The sequence below is a fragment of the Brevibacterium ammoniilyticum genome, assembly GCF_038429965.1.
GTDB lineage: Bacteria > Actinomycetota > Actinomycetes > Actinomycetales > Brevibacteriaceae > Brevibacterium > Brevibacterium ammoniilyticum.
The window spans coordinates 106,225-124,030 of record NZ_BAABNP010000009.1; the positions used below are offsets into that span (position 1 = coordinate 106,225).

Below are 17,806 nucleotides of genomic sequence, written 5' to 3' on the forward strand. Positions count from 1 at the left end.
GTTATGCGGGACGTGCTTCCTGCACGGTTCCTCTTCGATGACGGCCATGTACGTGCAGTGATCGACAATCCAGGTCTCGCGCCTGAGGACCCCTCGTTCCACGTGCTTGCGAACTTCTATCGGACGCTCGGAATCGCAACTTCGCCAGCAATTGCGAGTACTCTGGCCATTTTTCTTCTTGTCATAGCAGTCTTCCTGGCCGTGAGTTTCTCCGAGTGGAATCGTGTAGGTCTCGTCGGAGCAATACTGCTCGGACTCACACTGGGCTTGGGCTTGGTCTATCTTGCCCAATATACGAAAGAGCTCTTCTCGTTGCTGGTAACCTTGTCGATCCTGCTTGCGCTTCGGGTGAAGAACAATTGGGTTCGCTTCCCCCTCGTCATGGCCGGACCGGTGATGTATGGGGTACTTGTGCGCCCATATTGGTTGATCATCGCCGCACTCATCCCGGTCGTCTATCTCGTCGTTCGAAAGACGACGAATCCTCTTGTGCTGATTGGCTGCGTAGTTCTCGCATATGTGGGCCTGGCCATCGCATTTGAGGTGTGGCGTGGAGAGCAGCTTGGTGCGACTCGCGAGTGGGTAAACCTGGGGCGACAAGACACTGAGGTCGCTTCGCTCATCTCGACCCCTGACTTCGGGTCGTCGTACTTCGCTGGTGTCCTCGCGATCCTCGTAGTAGCGGGGCAGATGCTTGTTCCAGTGCCATTGTTTGCCATGGCCGATCCCTACTACGTTGTCGCCGGGCTAGCGATATTCGGGCTTTGGGCTCTTGTCGGGCACACGCTCACAAGCGGACGTTGCCGAACTGACGCCGGTGCGGCGTGGCTCGCGGCAGTGCTTGTCTCGCTGTTTCTGGTTCTGGTGATATTCGAGCCCGACTACGGGTCGTATATCAAACATCTGACCCCGTTTCTCCCCTTGTTTCTCGCACTCGCTCCACGGCGGAGGCGGAAGCAGCCTGAACTCCACAGACAGTTCGCTTTCGACGATGAAGTGTCTGCTGGTTGGGAGGCATCACCGATTCACCGTGCAGAACTGACTGCGATTCAGGAGGCATCACGATGAGAATACTCCATGTCACTGACGCCTCAGCAGCTGGGGTGCTCGCTTCGGTCACCGCTTTGGCCAACGCTCAAGCCGCAATGCCAGAAGTTGAGACCGTGCGATTCTGCTATACGCCGCGTCCGGAGTCACCACCGCACCCGAGCATTGCGCAGAACCTCGGAGGTGACGTAGAAGTCGTCCGCTGGGAGAGGAGTTCGCGCAGGGCCCTACTTGGTCTGGTGCGTGGCTTGCGTCGAGAGTACAGGCGTGGCGATTGGGATCTCGTGCACCTGCATTCATCGCGCGCAGGATTCATCGGGCGTATTCTCGCGGCTCTGACTGATCACCATGCAGGTATCGTCTATAGTCCGCATGGCTTTGCTTTCAACCGCAAGGATTTCAACCCACTGCTGGTCAGAGCATTCCTTGCCATGGAACGCTTAGCACTCCACGGCGGCCGGAGAATCGTCGTAGTCTCAGAGTCTGAAGCCGGCGTAGCGCACACGCAACTCCGTGGATCGCAATCCGCGGTGCTCCCTAACTCAGTTGATCTCAAAGTCTTCACTTCGCCTGAGGTCGATACTGAAAGTTCTCTGCAGAAGCCCATCAAGGTGGTCCACCTCGGTCGAATCATGGATCAGAAGCGACCCCGTGTATTTGCCGATATCGCCGCCCGGGCCCATAAGTCCTTTCCAGGACGATTCGACTTCACATGGATAGGCGACGGTGACAGAGAACTTCTAGCCTCGGAAGATGCATCAGTGAAGATTACCGGTTGGCTCAGCGCTGACGATATTCGCGGCCAGTTGTCTCAATCTGACATTCTCCTGTTCACGTCAGCCGGAGAAGGCTTGCCCATTTCTCTCCTCGAGGCTCAAGCGATGAGGCTGGCGACAATAGGAGAAAATGTCGTCGGCATTCGGGATCTCGTCACCGACGGGGTGGAAGGACGACTATTCAACACAGTCGACGAGGCAATCGATGCCCTTGGGTGGCTGCTCTCGCCCGAACAGAGATCCGAGTGCGGCACAGCTGCTCGACGGCGCGTCGAGCGAGATCATGATCAAGCGCGGCTCGGACCCAGATCTCTCGCTGCGTATCGCGCAATCGGCGCCTTAGATTCCCCTCGAAAGTTCCCCAGTAACAACAGTAGTGCAAAGCACTCGGAAAGCAGGATGTCATGAGTGGCCAGCAGATCATGCGAATCTACGCATTGCGTCGGTGGTGGGTGATAACAAGCGTCTTAGCTGGCATTATTGTCGGCTCAGTTCTCGCCTTTACGCTTCCGTCCATTTATGAGTCACGTTCTCAGGCTATAGTTTCAGTATCCGACAGAACCAATGTCACTGCGGGCGAGTCAGCGGCGTACGTCGGCGACCGAATCCCCACCATTCTCGAAATTGCCAAATCGGCGGATTTCGCGCGAGTGGTCGCTGAAACGCCTGGGGTCGATCTGAGCGCGTCTGAGGTAAGAAGCGCGCTCCAGTTCGCACTCGTTCCCGAAACGACCGTCATCGGAATCACCGCGAATGCCGACGACCCGAACGTGGCCCGTCAATTGGCGGATGCTGCGTCTGAAACGATCTCGGATTCATTCCTCATCTCTCAGCTCGGTCCCGATTCCGGATTGGAGATTTCAGTCCTGCAGGAGGCGGGTGAGGGCACCAGCGCAGTGTTCCCCGACCCCGTTCGGTTCATTGCATTCGGAGGCCTTGCCGGACTGACTGTGGGCCTGATTCTGGCGCCGCTTCGCCACGGATTGGATCGCAGAGTCAGAGATGTCAGGGACATTCGGAACACAGTGGGTGCGCAACTGCTTGGGGTTCGAGACGCTGCGCCCAGTCGATCTCTCCGTCGAATGGTTGCCAACAGTGGTGTCGCGACTTCTACCCCGGTGTTGCTCGCGCGCCTCGGGGTTGTCGGATCGCGTACTGGCACACGGGCTCTCGCACTGTGCGGAATCGAGGGCGTCGGAAATGAACTGGCCTCGGATCTGGTCGAAACAGCAGCCGCAAGTGGTCTGAATTGTGCTTTGGTTTCCGCCGACCCCGCGGCGCTGCAAACTGCACATTATCGTGAACTTTCGCAGGTTCGCGGAATCGATGTTGTTGATGCCGACGGCGGCAGGGGAGGAGGAATTCTCAGTGGAAGAGACTTGGTGGCTGCGATGCCCCGCCCGTACGACTCATACGACCTCATCGTGTACCTCGGCACCGATCTTGTTGCCCGGCCCGACGCGAGCCTCTACCTGGATCGCGCAGATGTTGCGATCATCGTCACCGGTGAGGCTCCGGAGCGATCAGACCTGCTGGTCACTCGGGAACTGATTCGCGCTCACGGATCCGCTGTCGACGGATTCGTCGTGGTCTCTAGGAATGACCGAGTTGGGTCCGGACGTTCGCGTGCCTACGGCGACCGACCCCGTCGAGCCGTGAAGAGCCGCGAACGTACAGAACCGGATATCAGTCGCGGGAGCAGGTCTTCCAGCATTCGCGAAGCAGCAGACTGGCGAGATGCTTCGGAGCCAGCGACTGCCGAAATGGAGGTTGTAGCAGTACCTCGATCCCGCGAAGTCCCCGTTCGCGGAAGCGTCGATCACATTACCCAACCCAATTCTGCTGGAGGACAGAAATGAGCTCCCCTTACTGGCCCTCGTCGCTCTCGCGTCGCGGCGTACAACGGAATTCCCCAGTCACTCGCTTCTTCGTGCTCGGCACGATTGACGTAGCCGCAATTGTTCTCGCGTGGCTGTCCATATGCTCCTGGTCTACCGACGGGCACGGTTTAGTCGGGTTGGCTGTCCTCATCGCGATCTGCCTGTGTCAAATAGTCGTCGGTTCGTCGCTGTCGCTCTATCGCAATCGCTACCCGATTGGTTCGGCGCTTGAGCTTCGGCGACAGGGAGCCAGCGCATTGATCGTCACAGGTCTCGGCATTGCCATTGCGTTCAGTCTCGGCCTGCAGATCGAACTGCCGTGGTTTGTTCTGGCACTGCTGTCGTCGCAAGTTCTCATGATCGCATTTCGGCAAGGATTGCGCATGTGGATCGATGACCAGCGTCGCCCGGACTACGGCGAAAGGGTAGTTGTTGTCGGTGCAGGGGAGGCTGGAGCTGCTCTTGTCAGTCAAATGCTCAGTGATCCACGAGGGGGGTACATTCCCGTCGCACTAGTTGACGATGATCGGGCGAAATCAAAGGTAGTGCTCCACGGAGTGCACGTTCGTGGTGGCATATCCGATATTCAGGAAGTGGTTGATGATCACGGTGCTGTCGGCGTTGTGGTTGCGATCGCGCAAGCACCAGCAGAAGTATTCGCGACGCTCGTGAACAGCCTTGATCTGGGGCGGACATGGGTTCGCACCATCCCGTCGTTGGCGGACCTGTTATCCGACGAGGTCGCCATTTCGGCATTGAGGGACATGGATGTCGCCGACCTGATCGGACGTCAGGTCATTGCCCCCGAATCGGAGCCGATTGACCGACTGATCAACGATACGACGGTGCTCGTTACCGGGGCTGGTGGTTCGATCGGCTCGGAACTCTGCCGCATTATTGCTCAGCATTCTCCAGCGCGACTCGTCATGCTTGATCGTGACGAGTCGGCACTTCACGCTCTTGTGCTGAGCATGGATGGGAGGGCGCTGATGGACTCGCCTGATCTTGTGCTTGCAGATATACGTGACATCGATTCGCTTGACAGCGTCTTCGACGAGGTGAGACCGGATCTCGTCGTTCATGCCGCCGCACTCAAACATCTGCCGATGCTTGAGTCCTATCCGACCGAGGCCTGGAAGACGAATGTCCATGGGACGCTTAACGTGTTGCGTGCCGCGCAGAAGTACGGGGCGGAACACTTCGTCAACATATCCACTGACAAGGCGGCCGGGCCGACCAGCGAGTTGGGCCGATCGAAGCAGCTTGCTGAGCGATTGACCTCGCACTTCGCCGAGGCTACGGGCAAGTCGTACGTCAGTGTTCGGTTCGGCAATGTACTGGGTTCCCGGGGATCTGTCCTTATTTCCTTTGCCGAACAGATTCGTCGAGGGGGGCCGATAACAGTGACTCACCCCGATGTCAGCAGATTCTTCATGACAATTCCTGAAGCGTGCGTGCTTGTACTCAACGCGGCCTCTGACGGGGCACCGGGCGACACGCTTGTGCTCGATATGGGCGATCCGGTGCGCATCGTCGATATAGCGCAGCGCATGATGACTCTCGCTGGACGCACGTGTGCGATTTCATATACGGGTTTGCGCGACGGTGAGAAGCTTCACGAAGAACTGTTCACCCCAGGCGAGGACGCTGAGCGCGTGCCTAGTGACCGAGCCTGGAGGATTCGAGTTCCGGCTATGGAGCCCGACCTGCTCGCGGATCCCGACGCGACAGTGAACACAATCTGGGATCTCTATTCCGAATATGTGCATGATGATTCGGGTTCACATGGGAATGTGCCTCACGATGCCGCCGAACACGACACCGGAACTCCTGTGCCTGGTTCGTCAGTGTCCATGAAGAAAGTTCTGGCGGGTCACAGCGATCACGAGGAGTTCGCCGAGCACGCGGCAAGCCCACCGACTGACGAGCACGCGGTGACAGTGGACGCTGTTTCGACCGTCGTCACCGAGGCGGAAGGCACCGCTGATGCCGTCAATGACCATGCTGCTCCGGGGTCTGACATGGACCTACCTGACCAGCACAATTCGCTCGTGTCTGTTCGCTCTGCTGCGAAGTTCGTCGACGATGCGCTGCGGCTGAAGGAGAAGATCTGATGGCTGAGATCATACCGCTCTGCGTCCCGTCCGTCGGTTCGGCCGAGGTAGAGGCTGTTACTGAGGCACTTCAATCCGGTTGGGTCGCGCCGGCGGGACCGTGCGTTGACAAATTCGAGTCCGAGCTCGCCACGGTGACCGGCAGGCCCGAAGCCATCGCAGTGAGTTCAGGAACTGCCGCCCTGCATCTTGCTTTGCTGGCTGCCGGTGTTCGCCCGGGAGATGAGGTGGCCGTAGCTACTCTCACGTTTGCAGCGACCGCCAATGCGGTGGCTTACGTCGGAGCGACCCCCGTATTCATCGACTGTGACGAAACAGGGTTGATGTCCCCCGAATTGCTCCGTCTGGCCCTGAGCGAGCGTTCTGCCGCCGGCCGCTCGATTCGTGCAGTTGTTCCAGTTGATGTTTACGGCAGGCCGGCCGACTATCCACAGATCATCGCGGCCGCATCAGATTTCGGAGCAACGGTCGTATCCGACGCAGCAGAGTCCTTGGGCGGATCTCTGGGTGGGTCACCGGCCGGGTCGTTTGGAGAATTCGCCGCCGTGTCCTTCAACGGGAACAAGATTGTGACCACGTCGTCAGGAGGCGCCGTCCTATGTTCCGATGCTGAAAGCGCGGAGCGCGTCCGTTACCTTTCGACCCAAGCCAGACAACCCGTTGAACACTATGAACACACCGAGATCGGATTCAATTACCGCCTGTCGAACATTCTGGCAGCGCTCGGTTCTGCTCAACTGTATCGACTTCCCCAGATTCTCGCAGCCAAACGAAGCCATTTCGAAGCGTATCGAGAAATGACGCACACGCTCGACGGAGTGTCTGTCCTCGATCCGTCAGATGGCAACTGCTGGATGAGCGTGCTCATTCTCGAAACTGAAACTGATGCTCGAACGCTTGCCGAGCAGCTGTTGGCTGAGGGGATCGCGACGCGTCCAGTGTTCAAGCCGATGCATTTGCAGCCAGTTCACTCGGGATCGGATCATTCGTACATCACGGGACGGGCAGAAAATCTCTTCCTCCGCGGGTTGGTTCTGCCGTCAAGCACTGATCTCAGTCCTGGGCAGGTCAGACGAGTTATCGAATGCGTGAAGAAATGTCTGGGAGCGAGGAGTCGAGTGTGGTGAATGACATTCACAGGGCCCTGGTGATTGCCCCTCACCCTGATGACGAAGTCCTCGGTTGCGGAGGCACAATCGCCGCGCTCACCGCTGAAGGCTGCGAGGTGCACGTTCTCATCGCTTCTCAGGATCTGCCCCCGCTCTACTCCGCGGATACCGCTCCCGCCATTCGTGCTGAAGCGGCGCGAGCTCACGAAGAGCTGGGTGTGGCGTCGACTGATTACCTGTCACATCCCTCGGTAGAGCTTGCGCGCATGGGAGTTGCCGAACTGAATGCCGGTATCCAGGCAGCGGTTGATCGGATCAAGCCGGAACTGGTTCTCGCTCCTTTTCCTGATCGGCATCTCGATCATAAGGCAGTATTCGAAGCTGCTATGGTGGCTTGTCGGCCCATCGGCACGGGAATGGGGATAACGACAGTTGCTCTTTATGAGACAATATCGGAGACACATTGGAATGTTCCGCATATTGAAGCAGATTTCACGCCGGACTGGTTTGTCGATATTTCTGACTTTGTCGATGTGAAATTATCGGCTTTCGCTTCGTATGCTTCCCAGGTGCAAGACTACCCGGGCCCGCGATCCATCCGCGCTCTCGAGGCACTTGCGACGTTCAGAGGCAGTCAGGTCAGCCTCGAGTATGCCGAAGCGTTCCACACGGTCCGGCGCGTGACTCGAGCAATCAACGCGGTGTCGACATGAAAGCTCGGTCAGCGCTCCGCGGAATTGGCAGCGATACTCTTGCCGTCGGCCTGGGTCAGCTCGCTGCATTCATCTATCCGATCGTCAGCTTGCCATTGCTCACCCGGATGCTAGGTGCGCATACCTTTGGCCGCGTCGTCATCATAGTGGCGGTTCTCCAGCTGCTCGTTCGCCTCTGCGACTACGGGTTTTCAGTCAGCGCAGTGCGGAGAATGGCCATTGCCGTTAACAAGAGGGAGCGTTCTTCGGTGATCGTCTCCACTTTCTTTGCGGTTGCATTGCTGTGGTTAGCTGGAACGATCGCGCTGCTCGTAGTCGTTTCGGTTGTTCCTGCCTTGAGAGACGACTTCGAACTCTACCTGATTGGAGCGTTGGTGATCGCCGGTGGCATCGGGTTCCCAACGTGGCTGCTTCAGGGCCTTCGAAGGCTGAAGTTGTTTGCGATGGTCACGGCCATCTCACGAGCGCTCGCGCTTGTGGGACTGCTTGTCACTGTGAGTGGAGATCACGATATCGAATGGGCGATCGCGTGGCAGTTCGCCCCGCCAACGATTGCTGCGATCATCGTGTGGCCGATCCTGGTTCGAAGTTCAGTGCAATGGAGCAGGCCGAGCCTCGCTGCTGCTCGCTTCGCCTTGCGGGACGGTCGGCATCTGTTCATGTCATCCCTGGCCCACAGCCTCATGGGGTCAGCTCCTGTCGTGGTGCTGGGTCTCGTCTCGGTACCCACACAGGCTGCCAGCTACGGGGCCGCTGAACGTTTCGGCAACGCGGGACGAGGGGTGCTGTTTACGGTCACTGACTCGCTGATGCCCAGAATGGTGGATGCTCATCGCACTGGTGGGGGAGGTCGCACGCAACCGAGAATGATTATGGGCGGGGTTTTCGGCCTCTTCGCGTTAGCCGGAACAGTGCTCATCATCGCTGCGGGATGGTTTGTGCCGTGGTACCTGGGCCCCGGCTACAGCGAAGTCGTGCCGGTCACCCAGATCATCGGCCTCGCACTGGTTGCCAGTGGAGGTATCGCAGTCCTCATGCTCGACCTCAATTCGCAAGGTCGATACTCTGCGACCGCTTCTGCAATGGTGTCCGGAGCAGCAGTCCACTTGATCGTTCTCGTTCCCATGGCTATTGCGTTCGGAGCGCTCGGTGCCGCCTGGGCGCTCGTGTTCGGTGAGCTCTTCATCGTCGGTCTTCTCTTCGTCAAGCGATTGCGGCTCCCTTCGCTCGGAGAGGACGTGCCGATAGAGAGAGATGAAGTTCGAGTGCGGAAGGAACCTGCTGATTATGAGAAATGACCGTACCGAGCAGATCCATGGTTACACCCCAGACGATATCGCGCGACTCACGGAAGAATTCGCGGTGACAGTGATCGTTCCTGCTTACAATTGTGCGGACACGCTTCCTCGAACGCTTGAATCATTATTGGCGCAGTCGAGCGACGACTTCGCTGTGCTTGTCGTCGATGACGGCTCGGACGAGGATCTTCTGGAACTCCTCCCCAGCGATAGGCGTTTTCTGGGGTATCGGATGCCGGAGAATCGTGGCTATGCAGCAGTGACCAATCAGGCACTCGACATGATCCGAAGTCCGTGGACGATATTCGTCGATGGTGACGATACGCTGGCGCCGGATTGCCTTGAGGTGTTGCAAACCCGCGGTCAAGCAGAGGGGTCCGACGTCGTCGTTCTTCCACTGACAATTATTGAGCCATCCGGGAAGACTTCGATAGGACCGTTTGCAACCGTGAAGTCTCCTCTTCCAGCCAAAGATGCGCTTGACTTGTTCGTCGCTGGGCGATTGATCTTCAACCAGCATCTGCTGTTTCGCCCCAACCATGTTCGGGCGAAGAAGAACACTTACAGCGATCTCAGCTTCACAGTCAACCTTCTCAGCTCAGCTGAGCAAGTGAGCTTTGAAAATCGGCCGCTCTATAACTACTTCTTGCACGAGGGCTCGGTGACCGCACAGCTGCGCCCCACAGTTTGGGACATGTTCAGTGTGCTCGATGACGTGGAGGATGCGCTCAGCCAAATTTACTCGCCAAGCGAGGCTTCAGCGGCATTGAACCGGATGCGCTGGATGCAGATGAGCTACATGGTGAGTAAGGCTGCAGGTGATACACGATCGCCGATGTTGCGATCCGAGGTCTACGCGTGGTGCCGATCGAAAGTTCGTCTTTCGCACGTAGTCGATGCAATGCGAGCTAGGCAGGCTGGAAAGGGGCTCTCGCTTGCCCTTGCGCGGTTGAGTCCGTCACTGCATGGGCACGCCTATCAACTGCGTACACGATTGAAGAGTTCATCGCGTGAGTAATGATGGCCGCATTTCACGACGTATGTGGATGGTTGGTGCCGCGTCTGTTGCGGGAGGCATGGCACTGGCGGCTTGTCATGCTGAATCTCGCACTCAGGGAAGATTCGGGTTCACCATTTCCCCGCCCACGCCGGGGCTCTCGGAGTTCAGGCGGGATGTTCGCGCAGTCAGCGATCTCGGGGTGGCGTGGGTCAGATTCGGGGTGGTCGCCAATGACGTGGTTGCGTCCTGGTTTGAAGATAACCGTGTGCGATTCGATGACGCGGCCTGTGAAACGTACCGGCAGGCATTCGACATCGTGGAAGCTGAGGGACTCAGGGTGAATCTGCTCACCGTCGACGGCGTCGCAGGTGTACCGGATGAAGAAGTCTATCTCCGGCTGATGGGCCAATATTGGTCGGGCGTGGCGAAGAGGTTTGGAACGCGTGTAGACATTTGGCAGGTGTTCAACGAAGCAAACGACCTAGATTTTCGCTCTGCGTCTCCGATTCGAGGGTCAATCGATGAATATCATGCGGCGCTTGACCGTGCAATTGGAAGAGCTAGGGCGTCAATTCATCAGTTTTCGCCTTCTGTTGCGGTGACGACGAACGCAGGAGGATATCCGGTCAACGACGCGACCGAGCGGAACTGGCAGCGATTCTTCGCGGCTGTTGGAGGCAGCCTTGACATCGTCACTGTGGATATCTATCCGGTGTTGTCAGAAGCCGCCAATGCAACGTTGCCGGCCCGCTTCGAGAGGCTCAGAGAACTGACCGGTAAGCCTCTGGCGGTAGGAGAGTTCGGGCTCCAAACCGGAGAGCAATTGTATTCGGAGGCCGAACAGGTGGCTTCCCTGACGACGACAATCACAGAGCTTGCAGAGACTTGCGCTTCTCCGATTTTCGTGTACCGCTTGCGTGATGACGGAGCTGAGAATGACGACGGTTTTGGCCTTTTTGAACAGAATGGGCAAGCAAAGTCATCGTTCGCACCAGTGGCGCGGGTCATCTCAGAGAAGTTTCCGGAGGGCTGATCCATGGATTCGCTGAACGGCCCTTCGTTTGACTTTCACCCACAGGTACGCGCAACGAAGAACCCCGCCCAAGGCGGTGCTGGGCGCCCAGGTATGGGTAGAGAACTCGGAGACTTTGCTGACCAGCTTGGCATCGAGAATTCCGTCTGGGCTGAACAGCTTTTCGCGATCAGTGGCGGCCGGACTTGCTTGGCGAGCGTTGTATTGGATGCCGCCACTCGGGTTGAGCTCCCCGCAGACCTGACCTCCCGCAGCTTCGCCGACTACGTCGCCGCGCAGACGCCGCCGCTCGACCTCGGCCTGCCCGCCGAGGACCTGTGGGTCGCGACGGTGCTGTCCCACCTCGGCGCGTTCACCGAACGGACCGCGCTCTTCGCGCTCGCCTCCGTGCCCCCACCGGGATCCGGTCTCCAGGACGCCGAGGGCGTGCTCATGCGCCTGCGCATGTCGGGCATCGTCGCCGATGCCGGAGCCGACGGCGGCCGGCGGCTCCTGCGCGTGCCCGTCCTGCTCGCGGCGAGCCTGCGCCGCAGCGCGGCCGCCGCGGACAGCGGAAGCGAGGCATCAGGCCTCCTCTCCCATCTCGTCCCCGCCCTCGTCGACCATCTCGAGACCGCCGAGGCGATCGATGCGCAGGTGCTCGCCGACGTCCTCGACCTCGCCCGCCGCGCCCGGCACTGGGACGTGCTCGTCCGGCTCGCCGATTCCGTCGGGCTGCCGATGTTCCTCCTCGCCCCGCAGGCCGCCTGCGCCGCCTACGGCGGACTCCCGCCCGAGGCGATGACGGTCGAACCGGACCTCGCCCTCATGGCCCGCATCGCCGAGGACATCATCGACCTCCTCGGCGGAGATTTCGACCAGCAGCGGTTGCAGGAGGCCCTCATCGGGGAGACGCGGACCGGCCGGCTCCGCGAACTCTGCTTCTTCGCCGTCCCCGATGCACCCCCGCCGCAGGTGATCGTCACCGAGGTGGGACCGGCGACCGTGCTGCGGGACATGTCGAGCCTCGTCGCCGCGGGACGCCACAGCGAGGCCGCCGACCTCGGCCTGTCGGCGCGCATCCGGCCCGGTGCGAAACGCGCCCAGCTCATCATCCGCCTCGTCGCCGCGATCTGCGCCTTCCACGACGGGGACATCGCTCGTGCCCGGGCGATCCTCCACGACGTCGAGGTCCAGGCCGCCCCGCGCCACGTCGACGGCGACTACCTCGTGCCCGCCGCCGTCGCGTGGGCGGCATTGGCCTCAGCGGTCGCCGGGGACCACGAGCGCACCGATGCGCTGCTGGCGCGACTGGCCCGGACGGCGCCGCGCCCGACCCTCGTCGACGACGTCGTGCGCTCGCCGTGGCGCATCGCCACGGCCCTGCGCGCGCTCGACCGCCTCGACCTCGACCTCGCCGCGGACTGCCTCGCCGACGTCGACCGGGCACCGGACGGGATGGGCCTGCGCATCTGGATCCCCGTCATCGGACGGCGGCTGGCCGTGCTCGCCGCGCGCACCACAGCCGACCTCATCATCGCCAACGACGACGTCGCCCATGACGACCTCGACGACGGGGCGCCGAGCACGACGCTGCCCCGGCTGAGCCGCGACCTCGTGTCCGGCAGCCGCAGCGCCGTCTTCACCGCGCTCGGTCAGCTGCGGTGGGCCGAGGTCGAACTCGAGCAGATGTCGCCGGACTCCGCCGCCCGCGTCGTCGCCGGTGTGCGCGTCGAACTCGTCGCCGGGCGCAGCGAGTCCGCGATCGCCCAGGTCGAAGCGTGGTTCTACCATCCGCTGCTCACCCCCACCGGACGGGCCGAGCTCGCCGCGATCCGGGCGGCGGCGCAGGCTCGGCTGGGCCGTGACGCCGAGGCGCTCGACGAGTTCCGCACGACCCTCGGACTCACCGCGCTCGTCAGCTCCCTCCTGCCGCTGGCCTGGCTGCCCCGGACCGACCGCAACCGGCTCCTCGACCTCAGCGCCGGCGATCCGGCGTGGGAGCCGGTGTTCCGGGCATTCGCCGAGACCGGGCGCGCCCAGCTCCTCACGCGGCTGCGCGAGGTCGGTGCGGTGTCGGTGTCCGAGGTGTCGATGCCGCAGCTGAGCAAGGCCGAAGCCCACCTGCTCGATCTCCTCGCCACCGACCGCTCGATCGCCCAGATCTCCGCGGAGCTCCACCAGGTGCCGGGAACGGTGAAGAACCGCCTCTCGGCCCTCTACCGCAAGTTCGGCGTCTCCGGCCGGGCGGAGGCGATCACGCGGGCCGGGGCGCTCGGCTTCCTCCCGCCGTGACGGCCGAGCACATCACGGTCGCGCACGTCACGGCCGCGCACGTCACGGCCGCGCGGACACAGCCCGCCCAGGCGGGACGTCGTCAGGCTGTGACGACGCCCCGCCTCGGCGAGGGGAATCACGCGGTGATGAGGTTGCGCCGGCGGAAGCCCACCGCGCCGATGAGCGTGAGGACGATGCCTCCCGCGGTCAGCCACGCGATCGCCGCCGGTTCGAGGTCGACCGACGGGTACTGTCCGATGTGGACGAACACGGACAGGTCGAGGATCGCCTCGTCGAGCTGGAGCATCGTGCCGAAGAACGCGAGGACCGCGGAGGCGGCGAAGACGATCCAGCCGATGCCCATGACCCGCGGGACGATGCCGTAGGCGAGGAAGGCGATGCCGAGCAGCGCCCAGATCGCCGGGGTCTGCGCGAGGTGGCCGACGAAGGTGGGACCGAGCAGATCCCAGTCGCCGGTCGAGGCCGCGGCCCCGAAGCCCTCGCCGAAGCCGCCGAGCGCCATGAGCAGGAGCGCGCCGAGGAACGACACGCTCGCCCAGGCGAGCATCCACCCCGGCCGGCTGACCCCGGTGGCGAGCACGGGTTCGGTGCGGAACCCCTGCTCCTCGGCCCGCAGGCCGCCGGCGGAGATGAGTGCGAAGACGGCGACGATGATCGCGAAGTAGAGCCCCATGAACCCGAGATAGCCGTCGACGATTCCGTCGGCTCCGCCCATGATCGCCAGGATCTCCGGCGGCATGCCGCCGGCTCCCTCGGACATCGCCGAGGTGAACGACCCGAAGACGACGCCCATGGCGAGGATCCCCACCGACCACCAGATGAGGCTCGAGCGCTGCAGGCGCAGGGCCAGGGCGAACGGCGTCGACAGCGCCGCCGAGGCGCCGGGCCGTCCGAGGCGATCGGGCAGGATGCCCGCGGCGAGATCGCGCCGGGACTGGAGGACGAGGGCGAGGACGACGAGGAGGACGAAGAATCCGACGCTCAGCAGCAGAGGCCACCACCGGTCGAGGGTGAACGGCGCGGTCTGCTGGGCCCAGCCCAGCGGGGACAGCCACGACAGCCACTCGAGGTCGCCGCCCTGGACGGCCGACATGTCGCCGAGCCCGCGGACGATGAAGAACGCCGCGAGCACGGCGCCGGCGATCCCCGAGCACGCCCGGGAGAACGCCGAGAGCTGCGCGGTCACGGCCGCGACCCCGGCGAAGACGACGCCGACGGAGCCGACGCTGACACCGAAGAGCAGCACCGAGGAGAAGGGACGCGGTTCGGCCTGCGAGAAGTAGAACGCCGCCGCCATGCCCAGGCTCGTGAGCACGGACATGAGGACCGCGAGGACGAGGGCGGCGATGAGCTGCGTGTGCCGTCCGGTGACATTGGACCGGATGAGCTCGGCCCGACCCGTCTGCTCCTCGCTGCGGGTGTGACGGGAGATCGTCAGGATCCCCATGAGCGCTGCGCCGAGCATGAGGAAGACCCCGTACATGCCGACGATGAACCGCGGCACCGTGATGTCGTCGAAGCCGTATCCGGGCCCGGTGATGACTCCCATCACGGGGTTCTTCGCGAAGACCATCATCGACTCGAGCGAGGAGCCGTCGAGGACGAGAGCGATCGCGTTCGCGAAGTACGCGGTCATCGCCGAGAGGCCGAGCACCCACAGCGGCAGACGCCAGCGGTCGCGGCGGAGCATGAAGCGCAGCAGTGTGCCGAGCCCGGTGAGGTTCGAGCCCGATTCAGCCCGATGCGCCGGGTGGTCACGATGCGCCGGGCCACCGGCAGACCTGCTGCCGGCGGACCGGCCGTCGGACGAATGCCTCCCCGTCGGCGGCGCATCGGTGGCCAGCAGACGGGTGGAGCCCTCCCTGGTGTGCGTGCTCATGACTCCTCCGTTCCGTAGTGGCGCAGCAGGAGCTGCTCGAGGGTCGGCGGGGTGGCGGTCAGCGACTCGATGTCGTGATCGCCGAGCGCCCGCATGATTCCCGGCAGCTGCGCGGTGTCGGCGCTGAAGTGCAGCTGCGGTCCCTCGCGGACGAGGTCGTGGACACCGGGCATCGTGGTCAGCTCAGGGATGTCCTTGACGACCTGGACGGTCACCGTGGTGCGCGAGAGGTGGCGCAGGTCCGACAGCGCCCCGGTCTCGACATTGCGGCCGGCACGGATGATCGAGACCCGATCGGCCAGCGCCTCGACCTGGGCGAGGATGTGACTCGAGAGCAGCACCGTGCGCCCCTGGTCCTTCTCCTCACGAATGCACTCCTGGAACACCGCCTCCATGAGCGGGTCGAGACCCGCGGTGGGCTCGTCGAGGAGGAGCAGGTCGACGTCCGAGGCGAGGGCGGAGATGAGCGCGACCTTCTGCCGATTGCCCTTCGAATACGTCCGGCCCTTCTTCCGCGGGTCGAGGTCGAAGCGCTCGATGAGCTCGTCCCGCTTCGCCGTGTCGACGCCGCCGCGCAGCCGCGAGAACAGGTCGATCGCCTCCCCGCCGGTCAGGCCCGGCCAGAGTTCGACATCGCCGGGCACATACGCGAGCCGCCGATGCAGCGACACCGCCTTCTTCCACGGATCCTCGCCGAGGAGGCTGACCCGGCCCTGATCGTGCCGGAGGATCCCGAGGAGGATCCGGATCGTCGTCGACTTGCCGGCGCCGTTGGGGCCGAGGAAGCCGTGGACCTCGCCGCGGGCGACGGTGAGGTCGAGTCCGTCGAGGGCGCGCACCCTCCCGTAGGTCTTGACCACCCCGTCGAGCTCGATGGCCGCCGAGGCGGTCGCTGCTGAGTGTGCGGGTGCGGTGGACGTCTGAACAGTCATGATGGGTCCTCTCCTGTCTCGTGTGCTGAGAATGTCGGTGGGGTCGGAGCGGCGCCGCCTGGCGGACCGGCGGGCTCCGGCGCCGAGGCGATGACGCCGCCCGTGTAGAGGTCGAGCAGGTGTGGGGCGAGGCGGGTCATCGTCGAGGCGACGTCGGCGGTGCCGAGGTTCGCTTCGAGCCGCCTGCTCAGCATCGCCGGGGCGAGGGCCATGACGGCGAGCATCGCCGCCTGCCCGCGGGTGTCCTCGCTGCGCCGGAACTCATAGCCGGCGAAGCCCTCGACGATGTAGGACTCGACGAGGTCGACATAGTGGTCGAAGTAGCGCTGGCCGTGCTCGGTGGGTTCGAGCAGCGACTTGAGGAGGTAGTCGACGTACGTGGTCATCGTGGGATCGTCGAACATCATCTGCACGGCCATGACCCGGTACCCGGCGTTCTCGGCCTTCTTCGCCGTGATGGCCTCGAAGACGTGGTCGTCACACGCGGTGCGCAGGCCCTCCTTCGACCCGAAGTGGTGGATGACGAGGCCGGGGGAGACCCCTGCCGCGGCGGCGATGCCGCGCACGGTCGTCTTCTGGAACCCGTGTGCGGAGAACTCGTCGATCGCCGCGTCGAGGATCCTCTTCGCCGTCTCGGGCGAGGAGTTCGGAGCGCGGGTCGGTGCGGCGCTGTCCTTCGGTGTCTTTGAACGCATGTTCAATATTAAACGCGTGTTCAATCATGCTGTCAATGGGGCGTCGATGAATTCTCCGCGCGGCCTTGACGTACAACCGTTCGGTTGTAGGATGAGGACATGACAGCTCAGCTCGATGACGATGTCGACGCGATGTTCCAGGCGTTGGCCGATCGGACCCGGCGCGACATCGTGGCCAGGGCCCTCGTCGAGGGGTTGTCGGTGTCCGAACTCGCAGCGAAGTACGACATGAGCTTCGCCGCCGTCCAGAAGCACGTCGCCGTGCTCGAACGAGCCGGGCTCGTGACCAAGCAGCGCAGCGGCAGGCGGCAGGTCACCCGGACCGATCTCGGGGCGATCCGCACCGTGCGCGACCTCCTCGGCGACCTCGAGATCCAATGGCGGGAGAGGGTCGAGCGCATCGACGCGCTGCTCGCCGCCGAGGGCGACGGATCCGCCGAGGGCGACGCACCGGACACGACGACGACCCGACCGGGATCGTCGCAACAGCGATCACGGTGATCGCCGAGGTGAGGAGAGACGATGCCCGTAACCGAGACCACCCACGATGAGGACACGAAGACCCTGACGATGGTCGCCCGCTTCGACGCGGCCCCCGAACGCGTCTGGGACGTCTATGCCGACCCCAGGCAGCTCGAGCAGATCTGGGGTCCCCCGACCTACCCGGCCACCGTCGTCGACCACTCGCTCACCCCCGGCGGGCGGGTCACCTACTTCATGACGAGCCCCGAAGGAGAGAAGTTCTACGGACTGTGGGAGGTCACAGCCGTCGACGCCCCGCGCAGCTTCGCCTTCCGCGACTACTTCGCCGACGAGTCGTTCGAGATCGTCGACTCCCTGCCCGGCAGCACCAACACCTACACCTTCACCGCAGACGGCGGAGGCACGAAAGCCGTCTACACCGCCGTTTACGAGACCGTCGAGGGGCTGCGGACCGTGCTCGAGATGGGCATGGTCGAGGGCGCCACGGGCGCGATCAACCAGATCGACGACCTCCTCGCCCGCGACTGAGGGCAGCGGCTGGCTGCACGCCCGCGACCGGCGACACGACCG

The 17,806-nt window shown here is 62.7% G+C and carries 15 protein-coding genes; 12 read left to right on the forward strand and 3 right to left on the reverse strand.

Going from position 1 to position 17,806, the window contains the following annotated elements; all coding sequences use genetic code 11:
• The first annotated feature begins 57 nt into the window (after nucleotides 1-57).
• The 10 genes from AAHA49_RS11995 (at nucleotide 58) to AAHA49_RS12040 (ending at nucleotide 13,244) form a co-directional block, all read left to right on the forward strand.
• Entirely contained in the window at nucleotides 58-1,068 is a 1,011-nt protein-coding gene (locus AAHA49_RS11995) for a hypothetical protein (RefSeq protein WP_342038466.1), read from the forward strand.
• Nucleotides 1,065-2,231: a glycosyltransferase gene (locus tag AAHA49_RS12000; RefSeq protein ID WP_342038467.1), complete on the forward strand. Its 1,167-nt coding sequence runs from the start codon at nucleotides 1,065-1,067 to the stop codon at nucleotides 2,229-2,231. The genes AAHA49_RS11995 and AAHA49_RS12000 overlap by 4 nt, the downstream gene beginning before the upstream one ends.
• A complete protein-coding gene (locus AAHA49_RS12005) occupies nucleotides 2,228-3,682 on the forward strand; it encodes a YveK family protein (protein WP_342038468.1) in 1,455 nt (484 codons plus the stop codon). The genes AAHA49_RS12000 and AAHA49_RS12005 overlap by 4 nt, the downstream gene beginning before the upstream one ends.
• On the forward strand, nucleotides 3,679-5,817 hold the full coding sequence (locus AAHA49_RS12010; RefSeq protein WP_342038469.1) for an SDR family NAD(P)-dependent oxidoreductase: 2,139 nt from the start codon (nucleotides 3,679-3,681) through the stop codon (nucleotides 5,815-5,817). Before AAHA49_RS12005 ends, AAHA49_RS12010 begins: the two co-directional genes overlap by 4 nt.
• Nucleotides 5,817-6,944: an aminotransferase class I/II-fold pyridoxal phosphate-dependent enzyme gene (locus AAHA49_RS12015; protein WP_342038470.1), complete on the forward strand. Its 1,128-nt coding sequence runs from the start codon at nucleotides 5,817-5,819 to the stop codon at nucleotides 6,942-6,944. Before AAHA49_RS12010 ends, AAHA49_RS12015 begins: the two co-directional genes overlap by 1 nt.
• Nucleotides 6,938-7,639, forward strand: a complete 702-nt coding sequence (locus AAHA49_RS12020; RefSeq protein ID WP_342038471.1) for a PIG-L deacetylase family protein — start codon at nucleotides 6,938-6,940, stop codon at nucleotides 7,637-7,639. Before AAHA49_RS12015 ends, AAHA49_RS12020 begins: the two co-directional genes overlap by 7 nt.
• Nucleotides 7,636-8,937 carry a lipopolysaccharide biosynthesis protein gene (locus AAHA49_RS12025; protein WP_342038472.1) on the forward strand — a complete coding sequence of 434 codons (1,302 nt, stop codon included), beginning with the start codon at nucleotides 7,636-7,638 and terminating at the stop codon, nucleotides 8,935-8,937. Before AAHA49_RS12020 ends, AAHA49_RS12025 begins: the two co-directional genes overlap by 4 nt.
• Nucleotides 8,927-9,955 carry a glycosyltransferase family 2 protein gene (locus AAHA49_RS12030; RefSeq protein ID WP_342038473.1) on the forward strand — a complete coding sequence of 343 codons (1,029 nt, stop codon included), beginning with the start codon at nucleotides 8,927-8,929 and terminating at the stop codon, nucleotides 9,953-9,955. Before AAHA49_RS12025 ends, AAHA49_RS12030 begins: the two co-directional genes overlap by 11 nt.
• Nucleotides 9,948-10,970 (forward strand): glycoside hydrolase 5 family protein, encoded by a 1,023-nt coding sequence (locus AAHA49_RS12035; protein WP_342038474.1) that lies wholly within the window; start codon nucleotides 9,948-9,950, stop codon nucleotides 10,968-10,970. Before AAHA49_RS12030 ends, AAHA49_RS12035 begins: the two co-directional genes overlap by 8 nt.
• A 204-nt stretch (nucleotides 10,971-11,174) precedes the next feature.
• Entirely contained in the window at nucleotides 11,175-13,244 is a 2,070-nt protein-coding gene (locus AAHA49_RS12040) for a helix-turn-helix transcriptional regulator (protein ID WP_342038475.1), read from the forward strand.
• A 118-nt stretch (nucleotides 13,245-13,362) separates the two neighbouring features.
• On the opposite strand, the gene AAHA49_RS12045 is transcribed toward AAHA49_RS12040, so the two are convergent.
• The 3 genes from AAHA49_RS12045 to AAHA49_RS12055 are packed head-to-tail and all read right to left on the reverse strand — an operon-like array spanning nucleotide 13,363 to nucleotide 16,753.
• Nucleotides 13,363-15,126 carry an ABC transporter permease gene (locus AAHA49_RS12045; protein WP_342038476.1) on the reverse strand — a complete coding sequence of 588 codons (1,764 nt, stop codon included), beginning with the start codon at nucleotides 15,124-15,126 and terminating at the stop codon, nucleotides 13,363-13,365.
• On the reverse strand, nucleotides 15,123-16,058 hold the full coding sequence (locus AAHA49_RS12050) for an ABC transporter ATP-binding protein (RefSeq protein WP_342038477.1): 936 nt from the start codon (nucleotides 16,056-16,058) through the stop codon (nucleotides 15,123-15,125). The genes AAHA49_RS12045 and AAHA49_RS12050 overlap by 4 nt, the downstream gene beginning before the upstream one ends.
• Entirely contained in the window at nucleotides 16,055-16,753 is a 699-nt protein-coding gene (locus AAHA49_RS12055; protein ID WP_342038478.1) for a TetR/AcrR family transcriptional regulator, read from the reverse strand. The genes AAHA49_RS12050 and AAHA49_RS12055 overlap by 4 nt, the downstream gene beginning before the upstream one ends.
• Nucleotides 16,754-16,852: 99 nt before the next feature.
• Here AAHA49_RS12055 and AAHA49_RS12060 point away from each other — a divergent pair, with 99 nt between their 5' ends.
• A complete protein-coding gene (locus tag AAHA49_RS12060; RefSeq protein ID WP_342038479.1) occupies nucleotides 16,853-17,254 on the forward strand; it encodes an ArsR/SmtB family transcription factor in 402 nt (133 codons plus the stop codon).
• Between the two features lie 21 nt (nucleotides 17,255-17,275).
• On the forward strand, nucleotides 17,276-17,764 hold the full coding sequence (locus AAHA49_RS12065) for an SRPBCC family protein (protein ID WP_342038480.1): 489 nt from the start codon (nucleotides 17,276-17,278) through the stop codon (nucleotides 17,762-17,764).
• Nucleotides 17,765-17,806 lie beyond the last annotated feature (42 nt).

Bases quoted from the DNA above. Each gene is read 5' to 3' on its own strand.
- AAHA49_RS12025 (WP_342038472.1), top strand. From the start codon at position 7,636: ATGAAAGCTCGGTCAGCGCTCCGCGGAATTGGCAGCGATACTCTTGCC.
- AAHA49_RS12010 (WP_342038469.1), top strand. From the start codon at position 3,679: ATGAGCTCCCCTTACTGGCCCTCGTCGCTCTCGCGTCGCGGCGTACAA.
- AAHA49_RS12030 (WP_342038473.1), top strand. From the start codon at position 8,927: ATGAGAAATGACCGTACCGAGCAGATCCATGGTTACACCCCAGACGAT.
- AAHA49_RS12015 (WP_342038470.1), top strand. From the start codon at position 5,817: ATGGCTGAGATCATACCGCTCTGCGTCCCGTCCGTCGGTTCGGCCGAG.
- AAHA49_RS12065 (WP_342038480.1), top strand. From the start codon at position 17,276: ATGCCCGTAACCGAGACCACCCACGATGAGGACACGAAGACCCTGACG.
- AAHA49_RS12000 (WP_342038467.1), top strand. From the start codon at position 1,065: ATGAGAATACTCCATGTCACTGACGCCTCAGCAGCTGGGGTGCTCGCT.
- AAHA49_RS12060 (WP_342038479.1), top strand. From the start codon at position 16,853: ATGACAGCTCAGCTCGATGACGATGTCGACGCGATGTTCCAGGCGTTG.
- AAHA49_RS12050 (WP_342038477.1), bottom strand. From the start codon at position 16,058: ATGACTGTTCAGACGTCCACCGCACCCGCACACTCAGCAGCGACCGCC.
- AAHA49_RS12045 (WP_342038476.1), bottom strand. From the start codon at position 15,126: ATGAGCACGCACACCAGGGAGGGCTCCACCCGTCTGCTGGCCACCGAT.
- AAHA49_RS12055 (WP_342038478.1), bottom strand. From the start codon at position 16,753: ATGCGTTCAAAGACACCGAAGGACAGCGCCGCACCGACCCGCGCTCCG.
- AAHA49_RS12005 (WP_342038468.1), top strand. From the start codon at position 2,228: ATGAGTGGCCAGCAGATCATGCGAATCTACGCATTGCGTCGGTGGTGG.